General features: G+C 59.3%; 14 protein-coding genes. 12 read left to right on the top strand and 2 right to left on the bottom strand.

The window, feature by feature from the left end:
• Nucleotides 1-23: 23 nt before the first annotated feature.
• The gene (locus Q4577_RS13715; RefSeq protein WP_303467878.1) at nt 24-395 is read right to left on the bottom strand and encodes a Lin0512 family protein; all 372 of its coding nucleotides are present in this window, start codon (nt 393-395) and stop codon (nt 24-26) included.
• On the bottom strand, nt 392-739 hold the full coding sequence (locus Q4577_RS13720; protein WP_303467879.1) for a Lin0512 family protein: 348 nt from the start codon (nt 737-739) through the stop codon (nt 392-394). Before Q4577_RS13720 ends, Q4577_RS13715 begins: the two co-directional genes overlap by 4 nt.
• A 192-nt stretch (nt 740-931) precedes the next feature.
• Between Q4577_RS13720 and Q4577_RS13725 the strand changes: the two genes are divergently transcribed.
• The 12 genes from Q4577_RS13725 (at nt 932) to Q4577_RS13780 (ending at nt 13582) form a co-directional block, all read left to right on the top strand.
• Entirely contained in the window at nt 932-1642 is a 711-nt protein-coding gene (locus Q4577_RS13725) for a DUF2270 domain-containing protein (RefSeq protein WP_244690187.1), read from the top strand.
• Nucleotides 1643-1680: 38 nt separating this feature from the next.
• Complete coding sequence (gene guaA / locus Q4577_RS13730; RefSeq protein ID WP_303467880.1) at nt 1681-3246, top strand: glutamine-hydrolyzing GMP synthase; 1566 nt, start codon at nt 1681-1683, stop codon at nt 3244-3246.
• A gap of 87 nt (nt 3247-3333) precedes the next feature.
• Nucleotides 3334-3771: a TerB family tellurite resistance protein gene (locus Q4577_RS13735; protein WP_303467882.1), complete on the top strand. Its 438-nt coding sequence runs from the start codon at nt 3334-3336 to the stop codon at nt 3769-3771.
• 178 nt (nt 3772-3949) lie between these two features.
• Nucleotides 3950-4726 carry an ABC transporter ATP-binding protein gene (locus Q4577_RS13740; protein WP_303467883.1) on the top strand — a complete coding sequence of 259 codons (777 nt, stop codon included), beginning with the start codon at nt 3950-3952 and terminating at the stop codon, nt 4724-4726.
• A gap of 25 nt (nt 4727-4751) precedes the next feature.
• On the top strand, nt 4752-5480 hold the full coding sequence (locus Q4577_RS13745) for a transporter substrate-binding domain-containing protein (RefSeq protein ID WP_303467884.1): 729 nt from the start codon (nt 4752-4754) through the stop codon (nt 5478-5480).
• Between the two features lie 96 nt (nt 5481-5576).
• The gene (locus Q4577_RS13750) at nt 5577-6461 is read left to right on the top strand and encodes an ABC transporter permease (protein ID WP_303467963.1); all 885 of its coding nucleotides are present in this window, start codon (nt 5577-5579) and stop codon (nt 6459-6461) included.
• A 94-nt stretch (nt 6462-6555) separates the two neighbouring features.
• A complete protein-coding gene (locus tag Q4577_RS13755) occupies nt 6556-7362 on the top strand; it encodes an ABC transporter permease (RefSeq protein ID WP_244690196.1) in 807 nt (268 codons plus the stop codon).
• A 98-nt stretch (nt 7363-7460) separates the two neighbouring features.
• Nucleotides 7461-8795, top strand: coding sequence for a glutamine synthetase family protein (locus Q4577_RS13760; protein WP_244690419.1), 1335 nt, complete (start codon nt 7461-7463; stop codon nt 8793-8795).
• Between the two features lie 34 nt (nt 8796-8829).
• Complete coding sequence (locus Q4577_RS13765) at nt 8830-9519, top strand: type 1 glutamine amidotransferase (protein ID WP_303467886.1); 690 nt, start codon at nt 8830-8832, stop codon at nt 9517-9519.
• Between the two features lies 1 nt (nt 9520).
• A complete protein-coding gene (locus Q4577_RS13770; protein ID WP_244690201.1) occupies nt 9521-10879 on the top strand; it encodes a glutamine synthetase family protein in 1359 nt (452 codons plus the stop codon).
• Between the two features lie 102 nt (nt 10880-10981).
• Nucleotides 10982-12277: an FAD-binding oxidoreductase gene (locus tag Q4577_RS13775; protein WP_303467964.1), complete on the top strand. Its 1296-nt coding sequence runs from the start codon at nt 10982-10984 to the stop codon at nt 12275-12277.
• Nucleotides 12278-12388: 111 nt separating this feature from the next.
• Nucleotides 12389-13582: a DegT/DnrJ/EryC1/StrS aminotransferase family protein gene (locus Q4577_RS13780; RefSeq protein WP_303467965.1), complete on the top strand. Its 1194-nt coding sequence runs from the start codon at nt 12389-12391 to the stop codon at nt 13580-13582.
• Nucleotides 13583-13673 lie beyond the last annotated feature (91 nt).

The following is a 13673-nucleotide window of genomic DNA, read 5'->3' on the forward strand; positions in this document are numbered from 1 at the left end:
CGGAAAACGACATGTTGGCGATCCTAGGGGGCCGTTTTGCGCAGCCTCCATTCGGTTTGCGGCGGCAGAAACACCTCGATCGCGGCGCTGGCAACCACCTGAATGTCATCGCTGTCGGGGAAACAGACATCCATACCGCCCAGCACCGGGGTGATTGTCACCCGGCCAAACGGAAATTTGCCAAGCAACACGTCGATGTGCACCTTATCCGGTGCCTGCACGCCAATCGTGACCTGAATTCGCGCGTCATCCTGTGACAAGTGCAGTGTCTTGACGATGTGCAAACTTGAATGGCGCAAAGCGTCGTCAATCGCGCGACCCGCAGCCTTGGTATAATCCCCGCCGTGCAGGTCAACACCTTGTCCCATCTCGATAATCAAGCGGCGATCCGTCATGCGACACGCTCCATATCGAAACGAACCGTGATGGCGGCATGGGCGATCAGGGTCGGATTTCCGCTGCCCTCGGGACGGGGAATCGCCAATCCGCCGCGCACAACCGTGATCTCGGGCACACCATAGGGAAACACCGCCGCCACCGCAGTGCGATCCACGGCATCGGGATCCTGCACCGCAATCTGCACCGCGATTCGCATGTCCTGTTTGTCAAAGCCGAACAACTCGGCGGCATTGATTGAATTGTGCCACAGCGCGTTTTCAATCGCCCGTTTGGCCGCCTGGGTGTAATCGCCCCGTCGCAGGGATGTCCCCATCCCGAATTCGGTCAGAATGCGTTCCATTCCATGCCCCCCGTATTTGCCCCGTTATTTGCGCTGAAGTCTGTGCGTGATGTCCACCAAGACACCTGATCGCCCGATCAACTGCAAGGGCCAAGGCCGTTGTGTCGACCATCACCGCCTTCGCGTTCCTTTACCTTCCCTTGCGGAAGGTGCATACCCCTCCTCGGAGAGCGGGCAAAACACGGCGAGCACATGACGATCAAGACCGAAGCCCTAAACACGAAACAAACACCGAAATCCGAGCGTAAAGAGCTGACTTCGCCCGAAATTACGGCGGTTGCGCATCTTTATCGCGGCGAAGTGTATCGCAGCACGATCTGGCGAACGCGATTGGACACCACCACGAATTGGGCGGTTGTGACCCTTGGGGTGGCGTTGTCGATTTCGTTTTCCACCCCGAATTCTTCGCCTTTGCCCCTGGTTTTGGTGGGGGTTCTGATTCTGTTGTTCCTGATGCTTGAGGCGCGGCGCTATCGCTATTTCAACGTTTGGCGCGCCCGGGCACGCTGGCTTGAGACGCATTTTTACGCGCCCATGCTGCATGATGGCGATCTGCATCTTGAGGAGCAATGGCAACAAACCCTGGCCGAAGATTACCTTCATCCCAAATACCATGTCGGGTTCCTGACATCCGTCGGGCGGCGTATCCGCAGCAATTATTTGTGGATCCTGCTGATTCAGACATTGGCCTTTGGCGGCAAGATCGCGGTGCATCCCACCCCGGTGGAAAGCTGGGCCCAGGCGGTGGATCGCGCCAATGTCGGGCCTATTCCGGGGGAATTCCTGTTTGTGGGTGGATTTCTTTATGTGTCTGTCTGGGCTGGCATTGCCATGTGGTCCTATCGTCAGGACATCCTGAAAAGCCGCAAACAGGGCCGTCCAAAGTCCGATAGCATGGGTTAGCTCTTGCCCTTGAACGCGGCCCCGCCTAAAGCCGTTTCATGACACAGGACATCCATGACCGCCTTCTTATCATCGACTTTGGCAGCCAGGTAACGCAGCTTATTGCCCGTCGCCTGCGCGAGCTGAATGTCTATTGCGAAATCCACCCCTATCAGAACGTGACTGACGCCTTTTTGGCGGATTTCGCGCCAAAGGCGGTCATCTTTTCCGGCGGACCGGATTCGGTGATGCGCGAGGGGTCGCCGCGACCGCCAAAATCGGTCTATGACCTTGGCGTGCCGATCCTTGGCATCTGTTACGGACAACAGGTGATGATGCTGGATCTTGGCGGCAAGGTTGAGGCCGGCGATCACGCCACCGCCGAGTTTGGCCGCGCCTATGTAGAGCCCACCGAAACACGGCCCGATTTCCTGGCCGGTTGGTTCCTTGAAGGCCGCGAACAGGTCTGGATGAGCCACGGCGACCATGTATCTGAAATCGCACCCGGTTTTGCGGTTTACGGAACATCGCCCGGCGCGCCCTTCGCCATCACCGCAGATCTGGAGCGCCAGTTCTTTGCGGTGCAATTCCACCCCGAGGTACACCATACCCCGAACGGCAAAACCGTTTACGAAAACTTTGTCCGTGCCGCCGGGTTTGCCGGTGACTGGACCATGGGCGCCTACCGCGAAGAAGCAATTGCCAAGATCCGCAATCAGGTGGGCGACGCCAAGGTGATCTGCGCCCTGTCCGGCGGTGTCGACAGTTCGGTTGCCGCCGCGCTGCTGCACGAGGCGATCGGCGATCAGCTGACCTGTGTGTTTGTCGACCACGGGTTGCTGCGCATGAACGAGGCCGAAGAAGTTGTCGGCATGTTCCGCGATCACATGAACCTGTCGGTGATTCACGCCGAGGAACAGGAATTGTTCCTGGGCGAGCTGGACGGCGTGTCCGATCCCGAAACCAAACGCAAAATCATCGGCAAGCTGTTCATCGACGTGTTCCAGAAATACGCCGATCAGATCGAAGGCGCGCAGTTCCTGGCCCAAGGCACGCTTTACCCCGATGTGATTGAATCGGTGTCCTTTTCCGGTGGCCCGTCGGTGACAATCAAATCGCACCACAATGTTGGTGGCCTGCCCGAGAAGATGGGCCTGAAACTGGTCGAACCGCTGCGCGAATTGTTCAAGGACGAGGTGCGCGCACTGGGCCACGAATTGGGCCTGCCCGCGTCTTTCATCGGGCGTCACCCCTTCCCCGGTCCCGGTCTGGCGATCCGCTGCCCCGGCGAAATCACCCGCGAAAAGCTGGAGATTCTGCGCAAGGCCGATGCGGTCTATATCGACCAGATCCGCAAACACGGGCTGTATGACGATATCTGGCAGGCCTTTGTTGCCATCCTTCCGGTGCGCACCGTTGGCGTGATGGGCGATGGGCGGACCTATGATTATGCCTGCGCGCTGCGGGCGGTGAATTCGGTCGACGGTATGACGGCGGATTATTATCCGTTCAGCCATGAATTCCTTGGGGAAACCGCGACCCGGATCATCAACGAGGTCAAGGGCATCAACCGCGTGACCTATGATGTGACGTCGAAACCTCCGGGTACAATTGAATGGGAATAAGGCGCGCGTGGTAAACTTCGCGTTGTCTTGGGCATAAGCGGGCCAAGCCATCTTGGCCCCCGCCCGCCCCTGCCCTATATCTGCAACATGTTTGCTGATTTCCTCTCCCGGCTGATTCAGCCAGAGCCCGCCCCGCTTGCCGATGACGACGCCCGTCTGGCGATGACCGCGCTTTTGGTGCGGGTGGCCCGGTCTGATGGCCAGTTCGATGCTGACGAAAGCGCGCTGATCGACAGGATTGTCGCCGCGCGTTTCGCCCTTTCCCCGTTCGAGGCCACTGCCCTGCGCAAGAATGCCGAGGTTCTGGAATCCGAGGCACCGGATACCGTGCGCTTTACCCGCGCCATCAAGGACGCGGTGCCCTATGAGGCGCGGATCGAAGTGATCGAGTCGCTTTGGCAGGTGGTGCTGGCCGATGGCAGCCGCGATGAGGCCGAAAATGCGCTGATGCGCATGGTGGCGCCACTTCTGGGGGTCAGCGACGTCGAATCCGCCCTCGCCCGCCAGCGTGTCAGCGGCAAATAGGCCATTCAAATCCCGCCGGATTTGCGCCGAGCGCCCGGAATTTTACCGCCCGCACCGAAATTAGGCATTCCCTTACGGCAAATCGGGCGCGAATGGACCGGTTTTGTCGTGTTTCTCGTTGCACTGGCGCGTTTTTTCGGCCCTTCTGGCAGGCAAATTCCCTGACAGATGGTTTCCCGTGCCAGACCCGACACCCGTCATAGAAATCCGCGACCTGCACAAATGTTATGGTCAACTCGAAGTCCTGAAGGGCGTGTCGATCACCGCGCAGCGCGGTCAGGTGATATCGCTCATCGGCTCTTCCGGGTCGGGCAAATCGACGCTTTTGCGCTGTGCCAACCTGTTGGAAGACAGCCAGCAAGGTGACATCCTGTTCAAAGGCGAACCGGTGCAGTGGAAAGGCTCTGGTCTATCCCGCCGTCCCGGTGACGCCAAACAGGTGCTGCGCATCCGCACCAATCTTTCCATGGTGTTCCAGCAGTTCAATCTCTGGGCGCATATGACGATCCTGCAAAACGTGATGGAGGCGCCGGTCACGGTGCTGGGGCGCGATCCCAAAGAGGTTGAGGAACGCGCGCGACACTATCTGGACAAAGTCGGGATTGGCGATAAATGTGATGTCTGGCCGGCCCAGTTGTCCGGTGGCCAACAACAACGCGCCGCGATTGCGCGCGGATTGGCGATGGAGCCTGAGGCGCTGTTGTTCGATGAACCCACCAGCGCGCTCGACCCGGAGCTGGAACAGGAAGTTGTCAAGGTGATCAAAGACTTGGCCAGCGAAGGCCGCACAATGTTGATTGTGACCCATGACATGAAAATGGCCCATGATGTGAGCGACCATGTCGTCTTTCTCCATCAGGGGTTGGTGGAAGAAGAAGGTGCGCCCGACGCGGTGTTTGGCGCGCCGAAATCGGAACGGTTGCGGGGGTTCCTTTCCTCGACGATGGCCGTCTGAAAAACAAAAACAAGGGAGCATAAAAATGAAAACCATCCTTTTGAGCACCGCCGCGCTGGCGCTGACGGCCAGCTTTGCTTTCGCAGAAAGCCACGCGATGACCGTGCGCCTCGGCACCGAGGGCGCCTATCCTCCGTTCAACTTCCTGAATGACGCAGGCGAGGTTGACGGTTTTGAGCGCGAAGTTGGCGACGAGCTGTGTGCGCGTGCCGAACTGACCTGTGAATGGGTCACAAACGAGTGGGATTCGATCATTCCCAACCTCGTCAGCGGCAACTATGACGCCATCATCGCGGGCATGTCGATCACCGACGAACGCGAAGAAGTGATTGATTTCACGCAAAACTATACCCAGCCTGATCCGTCGTCCTTTGTCGGCAAGGCTGGCATGATGGTTGATCCTGCGGGCGCGGTGATCGCGGCACAGACCGGCACGATCCAGGCCAGCCATGTGGCGGAAATCGGCGCGACGCTGCTGGAATTCTCCAACCCGGAAGAAACCCTCGGCGCGGTGCGCGACGGCGAAGCGGATGCGGTTCTGGCCGATAAATCCTTCCTCGCGCCTTATGTCGAAGAAGACGCAGAGCTGGATTTTGTGGCCGAAGACATCCTTCTGGGTGGCGGCATCGGCATGGGGTTCCGCGAAAGCGATGCAGAGCTGCGCGCCAAGTTTGACGCGGCCATCCAGTCGATGAAAGACGACGGCAGCCTGAACGCCCTGATCGAAAAATGGGAAGTCGGCGCGACATTCTAAGACGATCAATTAAAATGGGTGGCGGGCGTTACGCCCGCCTGCCCGCATGCGGCATTGGGTGGGCAATTCGCCCAGATTGATTTCACGAGGCCCCTCATTTTCAGCTATTGCACAGATCCAGAGACTTTGGCCGGCTTTTCCTGGCTGTCGTGTTACCTGACCACCGGCAAGCATATGGCGTTCTACGGCTCGTTCGGCACTGTGCTGTTGCTTCTGGCGATCACGGCGCCGGTGGCGCTGGGGTTTGGCTTTGCCGGGGCGGCGGCCGCGCGCAGCCATGTGTTCCCGCTGAACTGGATGGGGCGGATCTATATCGCCATTGTCCGTGGCGTGCCCGATATCGCGTTTTTCCTGTTCTTCGTCATCGCGCTTGATCAGGGGTTCGAATGGCTGCGCCATAAGGTGAAATGCCCCGATTGGGACCAGCCAATTCGTCAGGGCAGCGATTTTGTGGTCTGTGACATTGCCAAGCTGCCGCTGGGCAATGCGGCACAATGGGTGCATGAAACCTATGGGTTTTTGTTGGCGGTGCTGACATTTGCCATCGTTTTCGGGGCCTTTGCCGCCAATGTGATGTATGGCGCGATGCGTGCGGTGCCACATGCGCAATTGGAAACCGCTGCGGCCTATGGCATGAGCCCGCGCCAGACGTTCTGGCGTATTCTGGTGCCGCAGATGTGGGTCTATGCCCTGCCCGGGCTGTCGAACCTTTGGATGGTGCTGATCAAGGCGACGCCGCTTTTGTTCCTGCTGGGGGTTGAGGACATTGTCTATTGGGCGCGGGAATTGGGCGGGACGAAAACCGCCCGTTTCACCGATTATCCCCATGGCGATTGGCGGATGTGGTATTTCCTTGCGCTGCTGGTGTTTTACCTTGGGTTTACCAAATTATCCGAGGTCGTGTTGGGCCGCCTGATGTCGCGGCTGACACATGGGCAGGCCACCGCAGGCGGCGAAGCACAGCGAAAGGCCGCGGCATGAGGGTCATGATAGGCAAAGTGGGGGCGCTGCCCCCGTCCCTGCAAGCAGGGCCTCCCCCGGGATATTTCCGGTCAGATGAAATGAGGGCGCTGTGATGAGTTGCTGGGACACAATTGCGGATTATGCCCTGCGCTCTGTCGGTGTGGGCGAGCGGTTGCTGCCGCGATCTGATTTCACGATCTGCCAGCAGGTGGTATTGATCGGCTCTGGCATGATCTGGAATGTCTATTTCGGGGTGCTGGCCCTGGTGTCGGGGTTCTTTTTGGCGACGGCGCTGGCGATGGGCAAATTTTCCGCCAGCCCCTTGCTGCGCAAACCGGCGGAATGGTTCATTTTCCTGTTTCGCGGCTCGCCGCTGTTTATCCAGTTCTTCTTTGCCTATTTCTTGTTCCTGTCGCTGAAACAGGTCGCACCGGTGTTCACGCCGTTCACCTCGGCCTGGTTGGGGGCGTTGGTGGTGTTGTTCCTGAACACCGCCGCCTATTCCGCCGAGATTTTTTATGGGGCGTTGTTGTCGGTGCCCAAGGGCGAAACTGAAGCGGCGGATGCCTATGGGTTGTCGGGGTGGTCGCGATTTCGCCGGGTGATCTGGCCGACCATGCTGCGATTGGCCTGGCCGGCCTATACCAACGAGGCGATTTTCCTGTTTCACGCCACAACGCTGGTGTATTTGTCCGGGTTTCCGGCGTTTCAGCAACGCGGTGATGCGCTCTATTACGCCAGCTATTTTGCCGACAAGACGTTCAACCCCTTTGTGCCCTATCCGATTTTGGCCGGGTATTTCATCTTGTTAACGCTGGTTTTGATTGCGGTGTTTGGGCTGATCAATCGACGGCTGAACCGGCATTTGCCCGTCGCACGTCGCGCCCGGATGCGCATTCGTCCAAATTTGATCCGTTAGGCGCGAAAACATCTTTCCCGCTTGCCAAGCGGGGGGCTCTGTCGCTATCCATAATTTGATCAAATTATTTTCGGGTGGCTGACATGTCTGTCAATGCGATGAAATCCTGGCTGCGCAAGAACCCGCAGGTGCGCACAATTCGTGTGGCTGCCGCGGATCTGAACGGTCAACCACGCGGCAAGCGCGTGCCGACACGTTATGCGGACAAGGTGGTCGAAAATGGCACCCGTTTTCCGGTTTCGGTGCTGAACCTTGATATCTGGGGCGAAGATATCGACGACAGCCCGCTGGTGTTCGAAAGCGGCGATCGTGATGGCGTATTGCTGCCGACCGAACGTGGTTTCCTGCCCATGCCCTGGCTGGAGGCCCCTACCGCCCTGTTGCCAATCTGGATGTTTCGCGAAGATGGCCGGCCCTATGACGGCGATCCCCGCCATGCGCTGCGCGCTGTGCTGGACCGGTTCAAATCCCGTGGGCTGACGCCGGTGGTCGCGGTGGAAATGGAATTCTATCTGATCGACGATTCCGGGCGGTCGTTGCAGGTGCCGGCGGCCGAAAGATCGGGCAAGCGGCGCAAGGCGGCCGAGACCATGTCGATCCGGGCGCTGGACAGTTTTGATCAATTTTTTACCGATCTCTATGACGCCTGTGAAGAGATGGACATTCCCGCCGATACCGCCATTTCCGAGGCAGGTCTGGGGCAGTTCGAAATCAACCTGATGCATTGTGACGACGCGCTGCGCGCCGCCGATGATGCCTGGCTGTTCAAGATGCTGGTCAAAGGATTGGCCCGGCGGCATGGCTTTGCCGCGTCCTTCATGGCCAAGCCCTATGACGATTATGCCGGCTCTGGCATGCATATGCATTTTTCGGTGCTCGATGCCGAGGGCACCAATATTTTCGATGATGGCGGCGACAAAGGCACCGATGTGTTGCGCCATGCGATTGGCGGCTGTCTTGACGCGATGGCGGGGTCGGCGCTGGTGTTTGCGCCACATGCCAATTCCTATGACCGGATGGTGCCCGGGGCGCATGCGCCGACCGGGATTTGCTGGGCCTATGAAAACCGCACGGCGGCGGTGCGGGTGCCGTCGGGGGATCACCGCGCGCGGCGGATCGAACATCGGGTTTCGGGTGGCGACGTGAACCCCTATCTGATGCTGGCGGCCGTGTTGGGCGCGGCGATGAACGGCATTGAAGACGGGTTGGAACCGTCAGAGCCGATCACCGGCAACGCCTATGCGATTGATCTGCCCCGGATTCCGATGACATGGACCGGCGCGCTGGATGCATTCGAGGCCAGCGAGCACATCAAACGGATCTTTCCGGCGGAATTGATCCGCAACTTCCTTCTGACCAAACGGCAGGAGGCACATTATATGGAAGAATTGACCGAGGCCGAGCGGGTGGAAATCTATCTCGACACGGTTTGAAATCGAAACACGACGACAAGCAAACAGGTGACTTATGAAAATTGGCATCCTCACCACCGGGCACAAGCCCGAGGCGCTGCCAGAGTTTAAGACGTATTCCGACATGTTCGCCGAGCTTCTGGCGGGGCAGAACTTTGAATTCGTGAATTACGATGTCGTGGATGGGGTGTTTCCCGATCATGTGAATGACGCCGATGGCTGGCTCATCACCGGGTCGAAACATGGTGCATATGAGGATCTGCCGTGGATTGCCCGGCTCGAGGATCTGATCCGCGCGGCCTATGACGCGGCGATCCCGGTGGTTGGCATCTGCTTTGGTCATCAGATCATGGCACAGGCGCTTGGCGGGCGGGTCGAAAAGTTTGACGGCGGCTGGGCGCTGGGGCGCACGGAATATGATTTCCTGGGCGAGACGCTGCGGCTTCATGCCTGGCATCAGGATCAGGTGGTAACGGCGCCCGACGCGGCGCGGGTCGTGGGGCGCAATGATTTCTGTGAAAACGCGGCGCTGGTCTATGGCGACCGCATGTTTTCGCTTCAGGCGCACCCGGAATATGGCGCGGATTTCATTGACGGGCTGATGCGGACCCGCGGCAAGGTCGTGGCGCAGGATCGGCTGGAGGCGGCGCGCGAAACCCTTGGCCAGCCGGTGGACAATGCCCGTTTGGCAGAGCAGATCGGGCGGTTTTTCCGCCACAGAGACATTTCGCGGACAGGAGCCTGACATGAGCGATTGGATGGAACAGATCCCCGAAGCGGCCCGCGCCTATCTGGAAGGCCGTCGTCTGGACGAGGTGGAATGCATCATTTCCGACCTGCCCGGCATTGCCCGCGGCAAGGCGGTGCCCGCTTCGAAATTTGCCCGGCAATCGCATTTCTTTTTGCCGGATTCGATCTTTTTCCAAACGATCACCGGCGATTGGGGGGAGGCGGCAGGCGCCGAAGGGTTCATCGAACGTGACATGATCCTGAAACCCGACATGTCGACGGCCAGCGCCGCGCCATGGACCGGGGACTGGACCTTGCAGGTGATCCATGATGCCTTTGACCGCGAGGACCAGCCGGTGCCCTGTGCGCCGCGCAACGTGTTGAAACGCGTGGTCGAGATGTATCACAAGAAGGGCTGGAAACCGGTTGTTGCGCCGGAAATGGAATTTTTCCTCGTCGCCCGCAATATTGATCCCGCCAAGAATATCGAACCGATGATGGGGCGCTCTGGCCGCCCGGCTGCGGCGCGGCAGGCCTATTCGATGACGGCGGTCGATGAATTTGGCCCGGTGATCGACGATATTTATGATTTCGCCGAAGCGCAGGGGTTTGAGATCGACGGCATCACCCAGGAAGGCGGTGCCGGCCAGTTGGAGATCAACCTGCGCCATGGCGATCCGGTCAAACTGGCGGATGAGGTGTTTTACTTCAAACGGCTGATCCGCGAAGCGGCGCTGCGCCATGATTGCTTTGCCACGTTCATGGCGAAACCGATCGCCGAAGAACCCGGCAGCGCCATGCATATCCACCATTCCATTCTGGATCTCGAAAGCGGGCAAAATATTTTCGTGGGTCCGCAAGGTGGCGAAACCGAAGCGTTCTATCACTTCATCGGCGGGTTGCAGAAACATATGCCCGCAGCGATTGCGGTGATCGCGCCTTATGTGAATTCCTATCGTCGCTATGTCAAAGATCACGCTGCGCCGATCAATCTGGAATGGGCGCGCGACAACCGCACCACCGGCATTCGCATTCCGATTTCCGAGCCCAAGGCACGCCGGGTGGAAAACCGTCTGGCTGGCATGGATTGCAATCCCTATCTGGGGATCGCCGCCTCTTTGGCGTGTGGCTATCTTGGGTTGGTCCAGGAAGAACGCCCCGGAAAGCAGTTTCGCGGCGATGCTTATGACGGCGATGGCGACATTCCGCAGGTGCTTGGCAGTGCCTTGGATCTGTTTGAAGAGGCCAGCGAATTGCATGAGGTGCTGGGCCCGGATTTTGCCCGGGTGTATGGCATTGTGAAACGCGCGGAATATGAAGAATTCCTGCAGGTGATTTCGCCCTGGGAACGTGAGCATCTGTTGTTGAACGTGTGATCAGGCGCGATACCGGGGGCGTGATGGGGGCGCTGCCCCCGTCCCTGCAAGCAGGGCCTCCCCCGGGATATTTTGACCAAGAAGAAACCGAAAGATGGGCCGATGAACCTGTTGTTTTCCAATGACGCCCAGGGGGAATACCCAAACAGCTGGTATGCGGCGACCACGGAGTTTTTGCCCCGATTTGCGCCCCTGCGCGGCACGGTCGATGCCGATGTTTGTATTGTCGGCGCGGGCTATACCGGCCTGTCGGCGGCGCTGGAGCTGGCGCGCGCGGGGCGGCGGGTTGTGGTTCTGGAGGCGCATCGGGTGGGTTTTGGCGCCTCGGGGCGCAATGGCGGGCAATTGGGATCGGGCCAGAGGGTGGACCAGCAGGGTCTGGAAAAGCTGGTGGGTCACGGGCCGGCCGCCGCATATTGGCAATTGGGCGAAGATGCCAAGGCATTGGTCAAACGGCTGGTGTCCGAGCATGAGATTGACTGTTGTCTGACGCCGGGGGTGGCCTGGTCCGGGTCAAGTGCGGCAGAGGTGGCGGAGCTGCATTCCTATGTGGATGTCCTGTCGGATCGCTATGGCTATCGTCATGCCGAAGCATTGGATCGCGATGCATTTCGCAGGCTGTGCCCCTCGCCCGATTATCAGGGCGGGATGATTGACCGGGATGCGGCGCATCTGCATCCGTTGCGGTTTGCTGTTGGGCTGGCACGGGCGGCGCGGGATGCCGGCGCAGTCATTCATGAGGGCGCGCTGGTGCATCATGTTGCACCGGGATTGGTGCAGACCGGCCAGGGACGGGTCCGTGCGCCACATGTCATTCTGGCAGGCAACGGATACCTTGGGTCACTGGATCGCAAGGTGTCGGCGCGGGTGATGCCGATCAACAATTTCATTGTGGCCACCGAACCCTTGGGCGCGGCGGCTGCGGATGTCCTGAGCGAAGACATCGCCGTGGCCGACAGCCGGTTTGTGGTCAACTACTTTCGTCTGTCCCATGACAAGCGGTTGCTGTTTGGCGGCGGCGAGAGTTATGGCTATCGCTTTCCCAAAGATATCGCCGCCAAGGTGCGCAAACCGATGGCAACGGTCTTTCCACATTTGAAGGACGTCAGGATCGACTATGCCTGGGGCGGGACATTGGCCATCACCATGAAGCGCCTGCCCTTTCTGGCCGAGGTGGCGCCGGGTGTTCTTTCGGCTTCGGGTTATTCCGGCCATGGGGTTGGCACGGCCACCCACGCCGGATGGTTGATGGCCCGCGCGATCATGGGCGAACAGGACGGGTTCGCCACCATGGCCGCCCTGCCCGCCCCACGGTTTCCCGGTGCGGGGGCGGTGCGCACGCCCTTGCTGGCACTGGCCATGTCGTGGTTTGCGCTGCGCGACCGGCTGGGTATCTGACGCAACATTTCACCGCCGATTTGCCCCCGTCGCAGAAATTTCACTTTTGCGGTCCAGCGGATTGTTTTACTAATTCGAAAACTTGGATTAAGGAAAACGAAAATGACCAGTGTGGTACAGGCGCCCAATGTGCATGACGCAGAGCCGATCCCGGAAGCGGCCCGCGCCGAAATAGATCGTTTGCTGCAATCCGGGGATCTGTTTCGCTACACTGCGCCAGAGAATGCGCCTGTCTCTTTGCTGGAGGCGGAATTCGCCGAGATGATGGGCGTGAAATATGCGCTGGCGGTTTCTTCCTGTTCGGCGGCGCTGTTTTTGTCGCTCAAGGCGCTGGGCCTGCCGCGCGATTCCAAGGTGTTGATCCCGGCGTTTACCTTTGCGGCGGTGCCTTCGGCGGTGGTTCATGCGGAATGCCGCCCGGTTCTTTGCGAAGTTGGTGACAATTACCGGATTGATATGTCCGATTTCGCCGCCAAGCTGGACGATGTGCAGGCGGTGATCATCAGCCACATGCGTGGCCATACATCGGATATGGACGCAATCATGGCGCTGTGTAACGCCCGGTCGATCCCCGTGATCGAAGATGCGGCGCATTCGCTGGGCACCACCTGGAATGGCCAAAAGATCGGGACGCTTGGCAAAATCGGCTGTTTCAGCTTTCAATCCTACAAGATGATCAATGCCGGCGAAGGCGGGATCATGATCACCAATGATGCGGAACTTGTCGCCAGTGCGATCATCATGTCCGGCGCCTATGAGCATAACTGGAACAAACATTCGGTGTTGAAGGATGTGTTCCCGGCCATTCAGAACACGCTGCCGCTTTATAACCTGCGCATGTCGAACCTGTCGGCGGCGGTGATCCGGCCGCAGTTGGGCCATTTGGAGCGCCGGGTAAATGACGGTCGCGCCAATCACGACCATGTCGCCGCACGGCTGAACACCAGCCCCTGGATGCAGGTGCCGGACTGTCTGAAACCGGAAGACCGCGCACCGGATTCCATTCAATTCAATCTTGATGGTATGGATGAAGGCGAACGGCGCGCCTTTGCCGATGCGGCCGCGGCGATGGGGGTCAAGGTTCAGATCTTTGGCCTGTCCGCTGACAATGCCCGCGCCTTCTGGAACTGGAAGTTCATCCCCGACCTGCCCGCCGATCTGCCCAGCACACGGGCGATGTTGATGCGGGCCTGTGATGTGCGCCTGCCTGCCCGATTGACCCGGGCGGAATGCGATTTCGTGGCCGATGCGCTGATCACGGCGGCAGATCAGGTGATGGGGGCCCGGCGCGCCTATGGCACCTGATCCGGGACCACATTGAAACGCAAAAGCCCCGCAAAACTGCGGGGCTTTTGTCATTCTACGGGGCAGATCCGGGAAATTTCCCGGGACCGCG

Origin of the sequence: Marinovum sp. 2_MG-2023 (assembly GCF_030548265.1) — a bacterium.
Taxonomy (GTDB): Bacteria; Pseudomonadota; Alphaproteobacteria; order Rhodobacterales; family Rhodobacteraceae; genus Marinovum.